This is a genomic window from Fluoribacter gormanii (assembly GCF_900156395.1).
Classification (GTDB): Bacteria; Pseudomonadota; Gammaproteobacteria; order Legionellales; family Legionellaceae; genus Legionella; species Legionella gormanii.
Map to the genome: position 1 here is coordinate 20,923 of NZ_FTNL01000026.1, position 18,382 is coordinate 39,304.

Below are 18,382 nucleotides of genomic sequence, written 5' to 3' on the forward strand. Positions count from 1 at the left end.
CTTTATAAAGCCGAAAAGATGGAGGACATTGGGTGGCAGTAAATCCAAGGAAAATCAATGAAAAAACATCCATGGTTTCATATTCTCTATTCGTTTAGGCACCTGATTGCTATTTCTTGTACAATAGTTGGTTTTTTTATCATTCAGTACGTTGCATTACTGTTATATATAAAACCCTACCAACCACTCAATATCTTAAAACTATGTCAGATGTTATGGCATTCAAACAATTTGTTTTTACAAATGATTTTGATATTTAATATATTTATTAAACCACTATTCGTTTATTTCCTTGTGATATTTTTATTTTATTACTTTAAAAATAAGCATCTATAAACTTTTTCACTCTTTTATTCTTTAAAATCAGCTTTATTTGAGACAACTTCGAATCATGAGAAAGTAACAACTGTTCCAGACAGTTGCTACCGTTCACTGCAAATATCTTAGCTCGGTAATTTACGGAAGCTCACTGCAATACGATTCCAGCTATTGATAGAAATAATTGCCATAGTAAGAGCAATGATCTCCTTTTCACCAAAACATGTTAAAACTTCATTATAAATATCATCAGGAACATGGGTCTCTGATAACAAAGTTACTGCTTCAGTCCAAGCTAAAGCTGCTCGTTCACGAGCAGTAAAAAAAGGGGACTCTCTCCATACAACGACTGAGTGAAGACGACGCTCAGACTCCCCTGCTTTTTGGGCATCAGCACTATGCATATCAACACAGTAAGCACAACCGTTAATTTGTGACGCTCGTAGCTTAATCAGTTCAAGAAGAGATTGTTCTAATCCACTACTATTTACATACTGTTCAAGACCTAATATCGCTTTAACCGCATCAGGAGCAAATTTAGTATAATCAATCCGTGTATGCATTATCATTCTCCCTAAATTTTAAGCAGCTAAATTCTTCAATCTTATTATTTATAGCATATCCAATCCCGTGAGGTGCGAAGAGCATTGGTGATACTGTCTATGATTATCATCACTTCAAGAAAAACTCTGATAGGAAGGCTCCTCACTTAGACTTGCTATAAACCATATAAAAAAATAAAGTAGTACTCTATTCTTGTTCAGGGAAAATTACATGAATTTACTTTATCGCTATTCAAGCAAAAAATCAGAGCGTTTGTTCCTATTTGTTATTCTGTTCTGTTCTAAAAGCCTATTCGCTAACGATACTGCTTTGGGAGGCAATGGATCGCTACCTATCCCTGTTTCACAGCCTGATATTAAGATGGTTAAAGAAGTTATAATTATAACCGGTAAACAATTAAATACTTCCGAATGGAATGGCTCCTGGCATTACAGTTGTGATTTTCAATTTAAAAATACTTTAAATAAACAAATCGACGTCGCTATGGGCTTTCCTTTTCCAATAAATAATGGAATGAGTGCAATTGCCCTTCCCCAAGGCCAAAAAACCACTGAAGGAAAAGCTCTGGTTTATAACTTCCAAGTTCGAGTTGATAATACACCTGTTTCTTCCCATAAAGAAAAAATCGCCGCTAATGAGGAGCAAGGCTTGTATTATAATGATGCTTATGTATGGAACACTAGGTTCCCAGCTTCAGCAACCGTTTCCATTCACCATGATTATGAAACGGGAGCAACTTATGATGTGATGGGTTTTCACTGGGTTTCCTATGTACTCAAAACCGGAGCACTATGGCGTGATAATACTATTGGCCACACTCAATTAGAGGTCATTCCCAACACTCCCACACGCTTGTGTTCTGAGGTAGATCCCAAATCTGAATATCTTAAGCCTAAACCTGCTGGCATAAAGATTATGGGTCATGGCAAAGACAGAAAATATGTATGGAATTTGGCTCATTTTCAGCCTAAAGCTGATTTGCAACTTTGTTTATACACCCCAAAAAGTTATGTTCGCCATACAATGATTTATCCCATGTTAAATTCAGAGAATCCCATTAGCTCTTTATCAAAATTAAGCGCCAAAGAATTACGGATTCTCCGTAATACCATTTATGCCCAATACGGTCGTCGATTCAATTCCCCCGACTTGCAAAACTACTTCATAAAGCAATGGTGGTATGAACCTAATGCTGATTATTCAGATACTATGTTAACTAAAGAAGATAAAAAATTGTTGTCATTAATCAATCAATTGAATAAGAAATGAACTAAGCATCCGAGTACAATTTATGGGGTTGAGACATGAGGAGATAATCCTATGGATACCTTAGCCCCAAATCTGATACCAGGCAATATTCTTTACCTTTTTTTACCATATCGCTCTTCGCCATCTTCTTCAGAGCGTTCGTGCTTTTTAGATTGATTTGGAATAGGCTCTTTTACACCGCTCTTACTTTGAAAAAATTCCATCCAACCTGTATAAACCCCTGGTTTATGAGGGGATGATATTTTCATCCGTACACTTGGTCCCCACATTGATGATATATAGCGCTCATCAGAGAGCATTGCTAATTCATCGATTGTAAATGGAGTGTTACCGCCGACCTCCCCATAACTTTCAGCCATTATAGAAAAATACTCCATACAACGTTCATATATTCTTTCATTCGAAATATCAATCTCTGAATAATGAGGCAATTTATCTGCCTTTGCCATCTTTTCTTTGGAGCGTAAAACCATTTCATATGCAGCTTTGTAATGACTGTCTAGCATATATGTTTGAAGATTAGGTAATCCCAGCTCCTTACCAAAACATAATAATAGGGAATTGAAAACAAAAGGTGAGCGACAACTAAAACTAAATTGCTTTGCATCCAATGGTGCATTGGAAGAACGTTGAGAATCATCTACAGAATCTAACCCCATTTCCCAAAGACTTTGACCATTTTTTGCTTTTACTGAAACAAGGATATGTAACAATTGAACAAAGTTCAGCTTCTTTTCTGATTTAATATTTAAATCGATCTCGCCCTTTTCTATCGCATGGGCAAATGCTTCAAGTAAGAGTCGATGAGTATAAGAACCATGTAAAAGTACACGATTGACTTGTTTATTTTCATTAAAAAGTTGACCACTTGAAACGATGCGATCCGCTATCATGCTACTGACAAAACCAATAAACTTAACGATAAAACCATGTTTATTTACATCCCGCAAACTCTCGCGTTCTAATAATAACGTATCAAGCATTCTTCCCTTTTTCAAAGGTTGATAGTCAGGTGGAGGAGCTCCAGGTATGTAGTTTCCTCTTCCAGCAATTAAATAATTAGGAAGTGAATTTTGCTGTGAGGGTAAAATTTGTTGTTCTTCCATTAATTTTCCCAGCACCATATCTAAGTCTTTAAGGTGATGCGCCACGTTTAATGGGTCATAAGCAAAAGCTATTAGTTGATTAGCAATTTTTACTATTTCATCGGGAGTCAGATCATTTAAAAAAAAATCGGGGATTGTTAAATCATCCTCTGTGACAGTTGGTGGAGGCGCCTTTGATGCTTGAATCGTGATTTGCTCTTTATCCACCTTGAAATTCGGCTCTACCGCACATTTATCAAAAAAATCTGCACTCTTATAGGTAGGGTCTTGAGTTAAGTTCTTTACCTGCCTGGTAACTGTAACGCCAGTTGATTGGGGTATTGGCAAATCATTCTCATCGCGACTAAGCATTTATTACCTCAATAATTAATTGCTAGTTACACCATTAATTATAGGAGATGATTCAAAATATGTTTTTATAATATGCGGATTGATTCAATGAAAGACATATAAAGTCTAAAGAGCATCTCACTGAACCCAGTTATAAATTGAGCAACTCACACTTTATTGCTTAAATCGGAACGTTCATTTAGCGTGTAAAGCCCAGGTAAGCTCCGAGTCTTCATGAGGCCATGACTACTGAGCTGCCCTGTTTCTATAGAACAAATCTCTCCTGGTTTATGACCATGGTCATATCTATTGGCTAGAGATTCTGGAGCGTTTTTTTTCTGATCTAAATTATTATCACCCTCTGATTCTTTCGGTTTTTGGGGTGTCTCAATTAAACGATCAATGTTATTCAGAACCATATCTGAGCCATGAATCAGATCGTGTTGTTCTTTATAAATATTGTACTGCAACTTATGAATAGAGGCTCTTTGCTCTCCAAAAATCAAATAGTCTTGTGTTCTGGTTTCATAGTGGTAATAAGCAAGGGCTCCGGCCAGAATTAATCCTACAGCTAGAGCAACACCTATGCCGATTGGACCTGTAGAAATGATAAGGGCAGCCAAGCTGGTACCGAGAATTTCAGCACCCACTGCCAAACCCAGCCCCATAATACCTAAAGCTCCCGAGTATGTGCATAAAAAACTGCCAACCGAACTTAATGCAACGAGTATTTTATCATTCCTGGTTACATAATCAGCAGCATTTTTTTCATGGCCCTTAACAAGGGTAGGTTTTTGTATGGTCTTGGTTAATTCTTCCCTCATTAATGCCAGTTCCTTTTTTTCTTCGGGAGTTAACGACTGTTGTGAGGCAAGCTTCGCTATTCTTTTTCTAATTCCCTGCAGAAAAGCCAGTTCCGCTTGTAATTCTTCCAGTTCACGAATGGCATTCCTTTCAGATTGATTTTTCTTATAATTAGCATACATAATCATGCTAAATCCCAAAATGGAGATAATGGCAAACGCAATATTGAAGCCCAAAGCCACCGCGGCACTCGTTCCAGCCAATAATCCAGTATAGGCAAACGATTCGGTTAATTCTGCTAGAGATGCGGAAGGGCAAAATGTTTCCAACAATGCAGCCCAAAGACTTTTACTCTGCAAACTGCCTATGTGTTTTTGCCTCAGGCTTAAAGCCTTATCAATATGCTTTTTTGCGTAGCCAGGTGCAGGTTCAAGTAGCAGAAGTTTTTTATAAATCAGGTCATCCTTTAAATTGGCTGCAATAACAAGCGGTATTTCACCTTTATTATTTGGTACATTAAGCAGGGTTATTGCTCTACTCTGAGACGCTTTAAGTGTTTCTACTTTAACGCTACGATCTTTATCAATCCATTTTTCTTTTCTTTTTCTGTCTTTTGCTGCTGGTGAAATTCCTAGCATCTCATTGACTATATTAAAATAGCCCCTTTGCACTGCAAGGTGTAATGCACTGTTACCTTCCCTGTTTTTCAGAGAAATATCCGCACCGTGAGCAAGTAACTGTTTTACGAAATACAAAGAACCTTTCTCCACTGCCAAATGGAGCAGCGTATTGCCTTGCCAGTCAACTTCGTTGAGACGTTCCTTGCTACATAATCGAATTTTTTGCTTAAAAACTTCCTCGTTGTTGTTCAAAAGAGCTTTTTTCACTGACTCAATCATGTTGATTTCCAGATTAAAAAAATGAATGAGTCATTATAACAAGAAAAAGTTAAGTAAAGATTATAGGCCTCAAGTATGATCCTTAGAATACTCAAAAGAAATTTTTTCCAAAATTTCCTCAATGGGTAAGCCCATAACATTGTAATAGGAACCTTTTATTTCTTTAACAAATGTATCACGAACTGTCTGAATGCCATACCCTCCAGCTTTATCGAAAGGGTCTCCTGAATCAATATAATTTTGAATTTGTTGCTCTGTAAGGTTATGAAAAGTAATGTGGGTTGTCACATAGTTAATACACCACTTTTGTTCTGGTAGAAAAATTAGCGCATAACCCGTATAAACTTCATGGGAGTTGCCACTAAGCATACGTAACATTCTATACGCATCTTCGTAATCTTGGGGTTTTTCTAAAATATGATTCTGGTAAGCTACTGTAGTATCTGCTGCCAAAATAAAATCCGCAGTATCTACCGCTGACTGTAACAAAATAGTTTGAGCTTTTTCTTGAGCCAACCGGGTTACATAGGCTTTAGCCCCTTCATCCTCTTGTAAGATTTCTTCAATATCAGCAGGCATGACAACGACATTCAATCCGTACTCTTGCAATATTTGTAACCGTCTTGGGGATGCGCTGGCTAGAATGACTTTTAATTGATGGTTTAATTTCATAAAAATAATCGCTTGATGTTTATAACAAATACATAAATTCTACAACTTTTTTAAAAGGAATTTAAAAACAGGATAATTCACTGAAATCACGATGAATTTGCACACATAATACCAATCCTTTTAAGCATTTGTTTTATATATCCCCAAAACCAGTAAAATCCAGCCAAAGATAAAGCATGTACCGCCAATGGGAGTGACAATTCCAATAGCTTTTACGTTCAACACACTCATTAAATACAAGCTTCCTGAAAATAGCAAAATTCCTATAAAAAACAACCATCCTGAAATTCGGATCAATCGGTTATTAATATGCCAAAGAATCACCCCAACGAATAATAAGGTCAGGCTATGAGTAAATTGATAAAAAACTCCTGTTTGAAAAATATGCATCTGATAGTCACTCAATTGTGCCTTTAGGCCATGAGCAGCAAAAGCGCCTAAAATTGTGGCAACCATTGCTGATAAAGCACCGATCGCAATAAAATGCTTGAACATTGTTTCAGAACTAGAAGACATCTTTTCACATCCTGGCAACCGTCACAAATGAATAAAAAGTGACTATTTTGAATATTATTTTGGACATCTTATTTCTCCTTTCCTAAAATTACAATGATATGAATGGTTTTAAGCCTCGATAAGGACAATAATCATGTGTCGGTTCGTAGCTTACATAGGAAAAGAGGATATTTTATTAGCTAATCTTTTAGTAAAACCTAACAATTCGCTTATAAAACAAAGCCTCTTGGCTCGAGAATCACGTACTCTGACCAATGGAGATGGATTTGGCTTAGGATGGTATACTCCTTTTGATAAAACGCCGGCTTTATTCACTTCACTTTTTCCTGCGTGGAATGATCGCAATTTTTCCTATCTAGCAAAAAAAACCAGGGCTCAGCTTTTTTTTGCTCATATACGCGCAGCAAGTACTGGCGGTATTTCTCATTTTAATTGCCACCCGTTTATATATAAAAATTGGCTATTTATGCATAACGGATCTATTCCATACTTCAAAAAAATTAAACGTCAAATGAGTAATTTATTAGATGAAGATATTTATAGCTGGGTTAAAGGAAGCACCGACTCAGAATTGATTTTCGCATTATTTTTACAATTGGCAAAAAATTTAAAAATAAAGAACTCTTATGATATATACAACATTTTACTAAAAACATTGAATATAATTAATGAGTTAGTAAAAAAATATCATAAAAAAGCAGTGAGCTACTTTAATATTTGCATCACAGATGGGAAACGTATCGTCGCTTTTCGTTATTGCACTTCGTCACGAACCAAACCTGAAACAATGTATTTCTCTTTAAGTGAGGCTTTAGCAAAAAGCGCAACCGAAGAAGGCATTTACAAATATGTAATTATTGCTTCCGAAAAATTGTCAACTAATGGATTTAAATGGCAAATTATACCAGTGAATCATTGCTTCATGGTTGAATCGAATTTAAGTATTTCATTACAAAAACTTTAGTCTAAATACTTAAGGACTAAACAATGCATATTAAAAAAATTGGAAACTATAAAATTGATTGCGAATTATTTAAAAAAAATTTAGCTGCTGAAACACAACTCTTAAAAGAATGGTTTGCGAAAGACTGCTTTAAATCTGAATCCATCAATGGAGGCGCAGAAATTGAATTTCTTATTTTAGATAAGGACTATCGATTATCACCTCATAATCTTTTTTTTACGAGAAAACTAAATATTCAAGAATTGGTAAGAGAAGCAGGAACCACTCAATTAGAAATTAATACGCCTGTTTTTCCTTTAAAAGAGAATTTTTTATCTCTTCTACATCAAAGTATTTTAGCTATATGGAATAAATGTTGTGAAATGGCCCTTAACTCCCAACATCATTTGGCGCTGCTCGGTTCAATACCCCAGGCAGATCCGGCTCTTTTTAGCCATTTATATATTACACCAGAAAAAATTTATATCTTAATGAATGAGTTTGTAGCTAAATATCGAAAAGGAGAACCCTTATCCATTCATATAAATGGAGCAAAAGAAAGTCTTCTTTTATATCCAGAATCTTTAGCTATAGAAGGTTTAATATGTTCTTTGCAACTTCATCTAGAAGTTCCTCAACATCAATTAACTCATTATTTTAATATAATTCAATTATTATCGGCCCCGTTATTAGCTCTTAGTAGTAATTCACCTTACTTTTGTGGGAAACACTTATGGAGTGAAACAAGAATCAGCATTTTTGAACAACTTTATACTTTTCCATTTCCACTGCAAAAAACCGTTTTTCTTGAACCGAATTATGTACAAAACACTTTATTTTCCATTTTTAAAAATAACTTAAATAATTTCCCTTATCTCTTGCCACTTGCTGCATATAAAGAATCTATTAATCAGATGTTTCATGTAAGATGTCAAAATAGTTGTATTTTCCGTTGGAACAGACCCATTTTGGACTTTAATCGACAGAATGAACCCTTTTTAAGAATAGAACACCGTGTATTATCTTCTGGTCCAACTGTAGTAGATATGATAGCAAATGCCGCGTTTTTTTATGGCATAACCTATTATTATGCTAATAACCCGCCCTCCTTATCCTCTTTAATTTCTCATAATTCCATCTTGAAAAATTTTTATGAATCAGCTCGTTACGGATTAGAAGCGAGGCTAAATTGGAGTTCTGGCAAGATTAAGGCGAGTACTCTTTTAAAAAACTTATTACCCTTGGCTTCTAAAGGTCTTGAAGATTTGGGAGTCAACACTCTGGAGGCGCATTTTTATTTGGATATAATTAAAAGCAGGCTTGATAGAAATCAAAATGGAAGTATATGGCAAGAGAACTATCTTGCGAAACACAAAAATGATTTTAATAGCCTGCTTGAGCAGTATATTAAAAATCAATATTCAGAAATTCCAGTCGCTGAATGGAGTTTAAATTAATAGGCTCGGTAGCAACAACTATATCTTGGTTGCAAAGAACCAGATACAGTTGCCAGTTTTACTATTTGCTTTCATAATCAATAACAACAGCCGATTCCAAACCATTTTCTAACATAGGAACTAATACCTCTGTAGCGATTCGTTTATGCTCTGGATGCTCTAAATAAAGATCCCGTCCATTCAAATCATCAAATTTCATAACAAATGCATGAGTAAATCCTTTATTTAATTGTTCAGGGCTACAATTTTTTCCAAATGAGAAGTCTTTAATAGATGGGATTATTTCCTTTAAATTTCCTAGCTGATTTACGGCAGAATAAATATCCGACTCTGTTAAATTTGCTTTAAATTTTAATACAACAATATGATTAATCATTAAATTATTCCTTTTTATCTACATTTATATTTTATCAATAGTACCTGAATAACGATCCAATTACAGCCTATATTTCCTCTTGATTGACTCAGTATCAAAAATGATTGGAGGTCGAATGTTTTAAGGTTATATTAGAATAACATACAATATATTATGCTATATATTGTAGCAATTTAATTTAAATCGCTATACAATCCATTTTTTTAGGAGGACTATATGGGTATTGTAAAAATTTCCAATGAACTACATGAAGCGACAAAGCTGATGGCTAGAGCCATGAGCCGCTCAATAAACTCACAAGCTGAATACTGGATTAGAATAGGAAAATTGGCAGAAGAAAATCCTTCTATTACTTATCCTGAAATTCTCAAAATTTTAATAAATCAAGCATCATTAGGTGAAATACACGATGTTAGTGAAGACGCATGAAGAAATAGAAAAAATGCGGGTTGCAGGAAATCTGGCCGCATTAGTACTCCAAATGATAGAACCTTATGTTATTGCTGGTGTAAGAACCAGTGCTCTGGAACAAATATGTCGCAAATATATTATTGAAGATTTGCAAGCCATACCTTCAACTTTAAATCATCATGGATTTCCAGCGTGCATTTGCACCTCTATTAATCATGTTGTATGTCACGGAATACCTTCTGATAAAATAATTAAGAACGGTGACATCATTAATATTGATGTTACTGTGCAAAAAGACGGTTATATCGGTGACACAAGTAAAATGTTTCTCGTTGGCGATGTAAAACCTTTTGCTAAAAAATTAGTAGCCGTTACGCAAGAGTGTCTTTATAAAGCCATAGCCATAGTGCGTCCAGGGGTTCGACTCGGAGATATAGGAAGCGTAATCCAAGAGCATGCTGAAAAAAATCGATATTCTGTAGTTCGTGAGTTTGGGGGACATGGGATTGGCAGAACAATGTGGGAAGATCCTGATGTCATGCATTTTGGTAAACCCAATACAGGATTACAATTACAAGCAGGAATGACCTTTACTATTGAACCAATGATTAATTTGGGTACTAGAGGGGTCAAAATATTGGGAGACGGATGGACTGTTGTCACCAAAGATCATAAATTATCCGCACAATGGGAACATACAATTTTAGTAACTGAGGATGGATATGAAGTTCTCACCTTGAGAGCAGATGAGCAATTTTTCTCAGAAGATCCGCACTAAAATAATGGGACTCGCGGACAAGCCTCGGGTTCATGCACTGATTTGAGCAAAAATCAGTTGCAAGCAACCAGGCTGTACTTACTGAAGTTCCATAACCCAATGAATGAACTACGTAACAGTCATATGATATTCAGTTACCGCTTAAAACCTATCCTTGCGTTCAAATTCTTTGTTGTATTCGCGCATTGGGATTAAGCCAGCATTATACTTTTCTTGAGCTTCATAAGCATTCATACAATGTTTGTTCGATTTTTCTTCCTCAACACCAACAATTACATCAAGAAACTCAATTAACCATTGAAATATATTTCTCATTTAGCACCTTCCATGTGATAAAAAACTATCCGTTTACCATTATAATCACATTTCAAATTTTATTGCCAATAGTAGTCTTGTTTGTTCTTGTTCCCCTATCAGAAACTAACGTACCATTCAATTCAACAATAAAATTCGAGAAACAAACTGGATAATCAAGATCCATTACATCCTCATTAACCTGAAACAATACAAATTCACTGGCGATTAACTTCACATAATAGTTGACTTTATTTTTGTCAGATAGATAAATTAATTTATCGGGTACGCTAAGCATAATTTTATAAATGAGTTCATAGAGTTGTTCATCAGTCAATCGTAAAACTGCTTGCGTCGAGGCATTAAGATCTTTATGCTCCATATTACAAAGGAACTTAGTTTCATTAAGTACTGAATTGATTAACTCCAATTTAACCGGGTGCATGGCTTGAACCTCCATCGAATTTAAAGTGGGTATCAACTGTTGCACTTAAAGATACTTTCTTCGCGCATCCACTCTGAGTTATCAGTTCGATTAACCTGGCTGGTGTTACATAATCCGTAATCTCAGTTTTAGGTAATAATGGCTTTACTACAACGCTATTAGTTGCTAATTCATCCTGAAGACACTTATTTAATTGACAAAATACAGCATTCAGTGTGAGACAAACAAACTCAGAACATAACATCTCAGTTTTTTGTTCATAATTCTCTCCATTATAAAGTTTTTGCGCCCTTAACTCCTCGTTTTTTAGAGTAGTATTAGCAAACAACGTGTTTCTTCCAAATAAATGCCCTGTAATCCCATACCTTAGTTGTTTATAACTTTTGGGCTCTATTGCCCTTACATGAGCATATTTAACTACAGCATCCGCATAGACATTCTGTTGTATTTCTCTAAACTTCATTTCAACAGCAATTTGCCATTGTGGACCATATCGGGCCTTTAACCGTTCCTTCATCGATTCACTAACCATAGCCATAATATCGAGTTCAAATACATCATTACGCGCTATCGAACCAACATTGGTAGGATCACTAACTGGACCTGATCTTAAAATATGAACTTCTCTTAATTCATCACCTCCAAGATCAGTAAAAACAGAAGCATGCATACCACCAGAAATCCTTTTTATTGTATTTCCAACTGAACTATTTAATAGAGGCTCTTCACTCCTGTTGGGATCTCTTTGGTAGCGCATGATAGCAACGTATAACAATGGATCTCGTTTATTAGCAACTTCTCGTCGAAGATCCTCTTCTAATCTGAGTTGATATGTACGAAAATTTACAGAAATTCTATATAGATTTAAGACGAATTGTTCTTCTGGAGAGTAATATACATTTGAAGAAAATCGAGCCGCTGCATCCATCATCTCATCAACATTTTGTAGATATGCACTCGCCTTAGATGCATTCATAACATAAGAATACTCGCTCAAGCTTAACCTATGATCTTCGAAAGATTGCCCATTTGCACTGATTTTTTCTTGTATGCGCTGCCAATGTTGATGATGGCGAGAGAGATACGTAAATTCCTTTAATAGTATGAGTTGTTCCCGTAAATGCTCAGCCAACTCTTGGTGGACTCTATTGCTTTTATTCAGCATTAATTCTTTTGATAAATCCAATTCAGTACCTGTGAATAATACCTGAGCAAGATTTCCAGCCAACTCATTCAGATCGAGATTACCAATAACATCATTAATATAATGGGATATAATTTTACTTCTGCGTTTATGAAAAACCTCCAGATCGATTTTAAAATCTTGCTTTTGCTTATGCGGAAGATCATATTCTGCTAACAACAGTAATCCCGCAAATTGCAAGTTCGTTAGCCCACAAGGTAATTTTTCTGAGGCATATTGTTCATCATAGATAAGCCTATCATCCAGAATAATACTTTTTAACATTTCATATAATGGGTGTGGCATTGCGGACACCTCTGAAGAAATTCATATGCCCATCTATTACTCTAAATGTAGTATATAAATTCATCTTAAGGTGGTTTTATAGACCACATTATGATCTTGGTCTTTCATTTTCTATTTAACTAGAAAAATTTACTCTTATAGTTTAATTTATTGTTATTACTGCAAATTACTCTCTTTTTACAGCTAATTTTCTCTAACTCACCTGAGAGCTCTCTATGACTATAAAGTGGATACCGGATAACCAAATTGGTGAATTGCAAAATGATGGCTCTTTTACTCGTGCTGCTTCGTATGGTGTAAGCATGATCAATGCTTATTTCTTTGATGAATTGACACAACTAGACCCTATCGGCCAAGAAAAAAATCTACTGAACATTATCGAGACCGAATCCAAACTTGTACCTTCCTTAAAGACCTTGGATATCATTGGTTTCTTCTCTCCCGAGGAATGGTTGCATAGCGAACATCAAGGCAGATTAATGATTATTTTGCTTTATTTTACTCAACAACCTGAAGCAGTTACTCCAGAAATTGTGAAACGATTAAAGGAAAAATATTCAACGCTCACTCCGACTTTACAAAAAATGGTTGATGAAATTATAGAGGAGTTTTCAGCATGAACGATTCATCTATTGCAATAGATCCAGATAAATTAATTCCTGATAACAAACAAGGCATGATTACTGATAATGGAACGTTTTATCGTAAAGGGACATCGTTAGCGACATTTGATAATGTTAAAAAATATCAAGCATTAATCGATAGCGGTGTAAAAGACATCGCTCATCCTGAAATTCAAACTGCAATAAATGATCAACGATTTATTACCAATATGATGGCAGTAGGATTATATTTTTCTTTTTTCCCAGAAGCAGATTGGTTAGCGGATGAGCAACAAGAAGGCCGAATGATGCCCGCATTGCTGATGTTGCAGCAATACCCTAATAAACTATCTCCTGAATTACTTAAACGCTTACTCCACATAAAGAATAAGCTTAATCCTATTACGCAAACCTTAATTGAAGAAACATTGGATTATTATCAGAACTACCTTAACAAGCTTGAGAAAACAAAAAAATATATATCGCATTTGTTTATGCAATATGTGCACGGATTGGAAAATCAAAATATCACTGATATCGATGCACTATGGTTAGATAAAGCAGAAAGCTGCTTAATTGTACCCTCTTTCGATACGCCCATTAAAGGCAAAACCAATATTATTAATTTCACTCAAAAGAATTTTTCTAATTTTACGAAATTAAGGTTTCAAGTTTCCAATATTGAAGTCAATATTGACTTGATTAAAGGTATTGCACATTTGTATGCACTAAAGACTTTAAAAGTAGAATTAAAAGAAGATAATGCATTCAAAGGAAAACCGATTCCGACTAAAGCAGTAGTCAATGTAGAATTTATTCGTATGGATGTTCCTTCCTGCCTACCCGTGTTGAAGGGTTTTGAAAATTGGCGATTAGGGAATTGGAAAATTTCCAACTGGACTGAATGTTTCCCATACTCTCAATTTTAAAGGACTTTTACCCATGCTCATTAAATCCTTAAAAACATTTAGCTTGGTTTTATTTGCTTATGCAAGCCATTCATTCGCTGCTTTGTATTTAGAGAGTCCCATTCAAAAAGATTTATTGACCGATGGTAAGATGCATCTTTATCTCTGTGGCACTGGAGATCCGGAAGTTACCATGCAAGAGATTCGCAAACCAGCCTGCCTTGCTCTGATTGCCAATAAGCAATTTATGCTATTTGATGCAGGTGAAGGAGCGATTCAAACTTTAGCTTCGATGGGATTGCCTTACCCTGCAATTCATAATGTATTTATAACACATTGGCATTCTGACCATTTCAGTGGCTTGGGTCAGGTTATTAACGCTACCTGGAATAATGGACGTAACGAACCCATCAATATTTATGGACCATACGGAGTCAAGCAAGTTGTAAAAGGATTGGCTAAAGCCTATCAACTGGATGTCATTTTTCGAGCTTCAAATAGCCACGGAAGACTCGATCCACAAATGGGATTTGGGATCCCCAAATTAGTGGATGCAGTGAAACACGATAAAATCGTTTATGATAACTCGGATATTAAAATTATCGCATTTCCGGTTTCGCATGAACCCGTATATCCAGCGCTGGGTTACGTTGTCCACTATAAAGGATGCAAAATAGTCATCAGTGGTGATACCAAAGTTACTCCTACACTAGCAGCTCAGGCTAAAGACGCCAATCTTTTGATTAATGAAGTGCTTAGTAATCCTTTAAACCAAGAAATCTACCAACAAGCGATGACAAAAGGCGATAGATTGGATGCTGCATTCTCGCTGGAAACCAAGAACTACCATTCTGATTCACTAGAGCTTGCGAAAATGGCGCAGCAAGCTAATGTAAAGCATTTAGTTTTGACTCATTTTGTTCCTGCCATTCCAACAACATCTGAGGTAACACAAGCTTTTGTTAAGGGAATGAGCAAGTATTACACCGGCCCAATGACAATTAGTGCGGATAAAGATGAAATCACTATTGAATCAACCGGTGCAGACAATTGTCACATTCAATACAAGCCGGCAAAACAGCCAGTGAGTGAGGTGCATAAAATTAATTAGCGTAGCAACCAGAATATGATGCTCATCGAACTCATAGAGCTGTAGCCATAAGACTCCATGTGCTCTTGCATCATTCATAAAATTGGTAGTACATTATAAATTGATTTATAGTTCTAAAGTAGTTAAAGGGTGTGTTTTTGGCGATCATCTAAAGCCACTTTTGACGCTTTGAAAAAATTAATTCGTGATTAATGAGAATGGATGCATTCCCTATGTTGAAGGATCGTTTGTGAACATTAAATACCTGCTCTCTATTTTTTGCGGTTTGCTCTCCTCATCTGTCATAGCAAATCAAAGTTCATGGAGCACCTCTATTGCAGTCGGTGCAAGTCGTTTTACAAAAAGTAACGACCAAACCATTATCATCAGTGATTACATTACTGATTCGCTGGTTAATTCGCACCAGAAAACGCAAGCAACCTATTCATTTTCCTTTCAAAGAAACGTCACTGTCGATAGCCAGTTGCTAAAAAAAATACTCATTGGACCGGCTATTTATTATCAGCAAGCCCGATTCACCGGCGATGTTTATGAACTCAATGATCCTGAGTTTTTTAATTACACCTATAAAGAATCTGGAAATATCTTCAATATATTACTCCAGGGTGATTTGTATTTATTCTCCCCTATCGAGAGAGTCTCACCTTTTATTACATTAGGCGTGGGATTAAGTGTCAGCAAGGTAACCTATCATGATCAGGCACTCCCTGGTATCGAGCCTCAAAGCAGCTTGCAACTTGCTGCTAAAATCAACAACCAATTTGCAGGAGCAGCCGGTGCTGGAGTTGCAGTGCATCTAAATAAACAATTTGATGTATTCGCTCGTTATCTCTATACACAAAGTGATACAGCACATTCATCATTATCAAATAATCATAATTTATTAGAACCAATTAAGCTTTCACTCAATAATCAAGCATTTTATATTGGGCTAAGCTTCAATCATTGATGAGTCTTATTTATGAAAAAAATAACCCTGTTTCTTTTTGCTTTAATGATGTTTGGTATTACCGAACAAATTTATAGTGCTACTCCACTGTTGGAATTCATTAATACGCCCAAAACTTCGCAACAGGTTTTACCTCAGGAAGAACTTATCTTATATTACACAGTGCGGAATAATACGAAGGTTAATTTGCCTTTAGGCATTAAGTTATCGAGCCCTTTTGCGTCGATTGATACCAACTTAGGCAGCTGTGGTACATTCATCAATGCAAATAGCGACTGTACGATATCTGTTGTCTATCACGCACCCAATACAGCTAAATCAGTACAACTTACTATTAGGATAAACTATCAAGGGCGAGCCCCTTTAGTGAATACAATCAATATCAATATCGATAAGAATATTGCTTGTACCCTCTTAAAAAAACAAAGTTGGCAAACCTCTTTTTGCCAAGCTCAATATCAACATGCCTTAACGTTCACACCCGACGTATTTAATACTGAAAATCTAAAAGTTGTCGAAGAACAAACCTTAGGAGGAATGTTTGGTATTTATAAAAAAACGGTTTCTGGAGAACAGATTTGTTATATAAGTTGCGGGCTTCGTGCTTTAAACGATGCTCCTCCAGATGAAAATACTCTTTTTGAACTCGCCTCAGTCACTAAAACATTTACTACAGCGAGTCTAGGTGCTTCAATCTATAAAAAGCAAATCAATCCACTGTCGCCGATCAAACCCGATCTGCCATCTAAAAGTTGGGTAGGAAGAAGTTTTGATTTAACTCCCCATGAATCCCCAGTGACTTATCAAGAGCTCGCTACTTTTTCGGGAGGCTTCTGTTTTTCAGATGCTCCAAGCGTTGATCAAAACAGTAGCAATCAGAATTTAAATCAATCTAACTTCGTTAAAGATGTAAATAAACTGAATACTGCACTTGCCACCTGTATTGGTGATGGCAAACCACAAGTGCGCCTGGTATACGGCTCTCCCCATCATTTGCCAACCCATAATTTTTACTCTAACAGCAGCGTAGGCTTGATCACTCAGGCGCTCATGAACCGAGATGGATTCCCCAATGTTTTGGAAGGCGATTTTAATGGATGGGTTTGTAACAATATTACCAACATTCTCAACATGCCTTTAACAAGTGCTTGTCTTCCAGACGAAGCACATAATGGAACCTGCCCTGTCATTACTCCTGCCGGTGCAACTCAATGCAATACAAGTCAGTGGCAAAATGCTCAATATGCGTCTGGATATCATATTGACAAGCTCACTCATGAATATGAATTAGGAAAACCATTCCCATATGTGCCCTGGGCAGGTGCAGGATGTATTCGCAGCAATGCTAGCGATATGATTAACTTTATTCGTGCCAATTTGAATATAAGCACCAATCAGGATCCCAAGCAACTAGCGCTCTTAAAAGGGATGCAAATCGCTCATGCACCCAATAATTATCTGCCTGTGCCTGCTGGAAAGACTGTTCTACCCAATATTGGAATACAAGAACCAATCGTTGGTGGTCAAGGCTATGCTTGGGTCTGTGAATCAATTAACGGAGAAGTCATTTGTGGAAAAATCGGTGGCCATAAGGATTTCCGCAGTTTTCTTGGTTTTACCATGCAACAGCAATATGGAATTATAGTTTTATTCAATACTGGAGCAGCAAAAACCGATGGAAGCTTAAAACGCTATATTAAGTCCCCGCCTACAATAGCAACGATAGGAAAAAACATGATTTTAAACGCGAACAATCCTTGAAGGAGTCAATAGATTCAGACTCGATTGATTCGTTAAATACCAATGTCGAACAAAATCTATCGAGCCGGTGCCATACTTACTGTCTTTCCCTTCTTCATCAGGCGCAATGTGACACATTTTAATTGACATAATATGATCGCCATGTGTTAATTCTGGCCATTCAAAACTATATAAAGATTTACCGATGCAAGAAAAACAAGAACCTACCAATATTAATTCATTAGATAAAGAGCAATTTCAAATAATGGATCTTAATCCGAAAACCCAAATTTTCTTAGGCTTATCTTCAAAGTCCATTTTCTCTAAACTTAATATAATGCAAAACAAAGTCCAGCATTTTTCAACCCTTGTGGCTCAGGGAAAACAAGAAGAAGCAAAAA

At 36.1% G+C, this 18,382-nt stretch carries 20 protein-coding genes; 10 read left to right on the plus strand and 10 right to left on the minus strand.

Going from position 1 to position 18,382, the window contains the following annotated elements:
• Window positions 1–443: 443 nt before the first annotated feature.
• Window positions 444–881 (minus strand): carboxymuconolactone decarboxylase family protein, encoded by a 438-nt coding sequence (locus tag BW930_RS14365; RefSeq protein ID WP_058468825.1) that lies wholly within the window; start codon window positions 879–881, stop codon window positions 444–446.
• Window positions 882–1,092: 211 nt separating this feature from the next.
• Here BW930_RS14365 and BW930_RS14370 point away from each other — a divergent pair, with 211 nt between their 5' ends.
• Complete coding sequence (locus tag BW930_RS14370; RefSeq protein ID WP_058468826.1) at window positions 1,093–2,151, plus strand: YARHG domain-containing protein; 1,059 nt, start codon at window positions 1,093–1,095, stop codon at window positions 2,149–2,151.
• Window positions 2,152–2,243: 92 nt separating this feature from the next.
• On the opposite strand, the gene BW930_RS14375 is transcribed toward BW930_RS14370, so the two are convergent.
• The 4 genes from BW930_RS14375 to BW930_RS14390 all read right to left on the minus strand — a co-directional run bounded on the left by BW930_RS14375 (window position 2,244) and on the right by BW930_RS14390 (window position 6,478).
• Complete coding sequence (locus BW930_RS14375) at window positions 2,244–3,464, minus strand: hypothetical protein (protein WP_131756893.1); 1,221 nt, start codon at window positions 3,462–3,464, stop codon at window positions 2,244–2,246.
• A 290-nt stretch (window positions 3,465–3,754) separates the two neighbouring features.
• The gene (locus BW930_RS14380) at window positions 3,755–5,290 is read right to left on the minus strand and encodes an ankyrin repeat domain-containing protein (RefSeq protein WP_058468828.1); all 1,536 of its coding nucleotides are present in this window, start codon (window positions 5,288–5,290) and stop codon (window positions 3,755–3,757) included.
• 69 nt (window positions 5,291–5,359) lie between these two features.
• Window positions 5,360–5,962, minus strand: coding sequence for a Maf family protein (locus BW930_RS14385; RefSeq protein WP_058468829.1), 603 nt, complete (start codon window positions 5,960–5,962; stop codon window positions 5,360–5,362).
• Between the two features lie 120 nt (window positions 5,963–6,082).
• Window positions 6,083–6,478 carry a DUF423 domain-containing protein gene (locus tag BW930_RS14390; protein WP_058468830.1) on the minus strand — a complete coding sequence of 132 codons (396 nt, stop codon included), beginning with the start codon at window positions 6,476–6,478 and terminating at the stop codon, window positions 6,083–6,085.
• A 133-nt stretch (window positions 6,479–6,611) separates the two neighbouring features.
• On the opposite strand from BW930_RS14390, the gene BW930_RS14395 reads away from it, so the two are divergent.
• Both BW930_RS14395 and BW930_RS14400 read left to right on the plus strand, forming a co-directional pair.
• Entirely contained in the window at window positions 6,612–7,442 is an 831-nt protein-coding gene (locus BW930_RS14395; protein WP_058468831.1) for a class II glutamine amidotransferase, read from the plus strand.
• Between the two features lie 23 nt (window positions 7,443–7,465).
• On the plus strand, window positions 7,466–8,878 hold the full coding sequence (locus tag BW930_RS14400) for a glutamate-cysteine ligase family protein (RefSeq protein WP_058468832.1): 1,413 nt from the start codon (window positions 7,466–7,468) through the stop codon (window positions 8,876–8,878).
• A gap of 61 nt (window positions 8,879–8,939) precedes the next feature.
• On the opposite strand, the gene BW930_RS14405 is transcribed toward BW930_RS14400, so the two are convergent.
• Window positions 8,940–9,254, minus strand: a complete 315-nt coding sequence (locus tag BW930_RS14405) for a Dabb family protein (protein ID WP_058468833.1) — start codon at window positions 9,252–9,254, stop codon at window positions 8,940–8,942.
• Window positions 9,255–9,470: 216 nt separating this feature from the next.
• On the opposite strand from BW930_RS14405, the gene BW930_RS14410 reads away from it, so the two are divergent.
• Both BW930_RS14410 and map read left to right on the plus strand, forming a co-directional pair.
• The gene (locus BW930_RS14410) at window positions 9,471–9,683 is read left to right on the plus strand and encodes a ParD-like family protein (protein WP_058468834.1); all 213 of its coding nucleotides are present in this window, start codon (window positions 9,471–9,473) and stop codon (window positions 9,681–9,683) included.
• On the plus strand, window positions 9,664–10,443 hold the full coding sequence (map, locus tag BW930_RS14415) for a type I methionyl aminopeptidase (protein WP_058468835.1): 780 nt from the start codon (window positions 9,664–9,666) through the stop codon (window positions 10,441–10,443). The genes BW930_RS14410 and map overlap by 20 nt, the downstream gene beginning before the upstream one ends.
• A 141-nt stretch (window positions 10,444–10,584) precedes the next feature.
• Here the strand turns inward: map and BW930_RS17210 are convergent, their stop codons facing one another.
• The 3 genes from BW930_RS17210 to BW930_RS14425 are packed head-to-tail and all read right to left on the minus strand — an operon-like array spanning window position 10,585 to window position 12,671.
• The gene (locus BW930_RS17210) at window positions 10,585–10,758 is read right to left on the minus strand and encodes a hypothetical protein (protein ID WP_165481620.1); all 174 of its coding nucleotides are present in this window, start codon (window positions 10,756–10,758) and stop codon (window positions 10,585–10,587) included.
• A 52-nt stretch (window positions 10,759–10,810) separates the two neighbouring features.
• On the minus strand, window positions 10,811–11,182 hold the full coding sequence (locus tag BW930_RS14420) for a hypothetical protein (RefSeq protein WP_058468836.1): 372 nt from the start codon (window positions 11,180–11,182) through the stop codon (window positions 10,811–10,813).
• Window positions 11,169–12,671, minus strand: a complete 1,503-nt coding sequence (locus BW930_RS14425; protein WP_058468837.1) for a hypothetical protein — start codon at window positions 12,669–12,671, stop codon at window positions 11,169–11,171. Before BW930_RS14425 ends, BW930_RS14420 begins: the two co-directional genes overlap by 14 nt.
• A gap of 215 nt (window positions 12,672–12,886) precedes the next feature.
• Between BW930_RS14425 and BW930_RS14430 the strand changes: the two genes are divergently transcribed.
• The 5 genes from BW930_RS14430 to BW930_RS14450 all read left to right on the plus strand — a co-directional run bounded on the left by BW930_RS14430 (window position 12,887) and on the right by BW930_RS14450 (window position 18,002).
• Complete coding sequence (locus BW930_RS14430; RefSeq protein WP_058468838.1) at window positions 12,887–13,291, plus strand: hypothetical protein; 405 nt, start codon at window positions 12,887–12,889, stop codon at window positions 13,289–13,291.
• On the plus strand, window positions 13,288–14,202 hold the full coding sequence (locus BW930_RS14435) for a hypothetical protein (protein ID WP_058468839.1): 915 nt from the start codon (window positions 13,288–13,290) through the stop codon (window positions 14,200–14,202). The genes BW930_RS14430 and BW930_RS14435 overlap by 4 nt, the downstream gene beginning before the upstream one ends.
• A gap of 13 nt (window positions 14,203–14,215) precedes the next feature.
• Window positions 14,216–15,292, plus strand: coding sequence for an MBL fold metallo-hydrolase (locus BW930_RS14440; protein WP_058468840.1), 1,077 nt, complete (start codon window positions 14,216–14,218; stop codon window positions 15,290–15,292).
• A 229-nt stretch (window positions 15,293–15,521) separates the two neighbouring features.
• Complete coding sequence (locus tag BW930_RS14445) at window positions 15,522–16,241, plus strand: outer membrane beta-barrel protein (RefSeq protein WP_058468841.1); 720 nt, start codon at window positions 15,522–15,524, stop codon at window positions 16,239–16,241.
• Between the two features lie 12 nt (window positions 16,242–16,253).
• Window positions 16,254–18,002: a serine hydrolase gene (locus tag BW930_RS14450; protein ID WP_058468842.1), complete on the plus strand. Its 1,749-nt coding sequence runs from the start codon at window positions 16,254–16,256 to the stop codon at window positions 18,000–18,002.
• On the opposite strand, the gene BW930_RS17215 is transcribed toward BW930_RS14450, so the two are convergent.
• On the minus strand, window positions 17,982–18,131 hold the full coding sequence (locus BW930_RS17215) for a hypothetical protein (RefSeq protein ID WP_154668521.1): 150 nt from the start codon (window positions 18,129–18,131) through the stop codon (window positions 17,982–17,984). The genes BW930_RS14450 and BW930_RS17215 overlap by 21 nt on opposite strands.
• Between the last annotated feature and the right edge of the window lie 251 nt (window positions 18,132–18,382).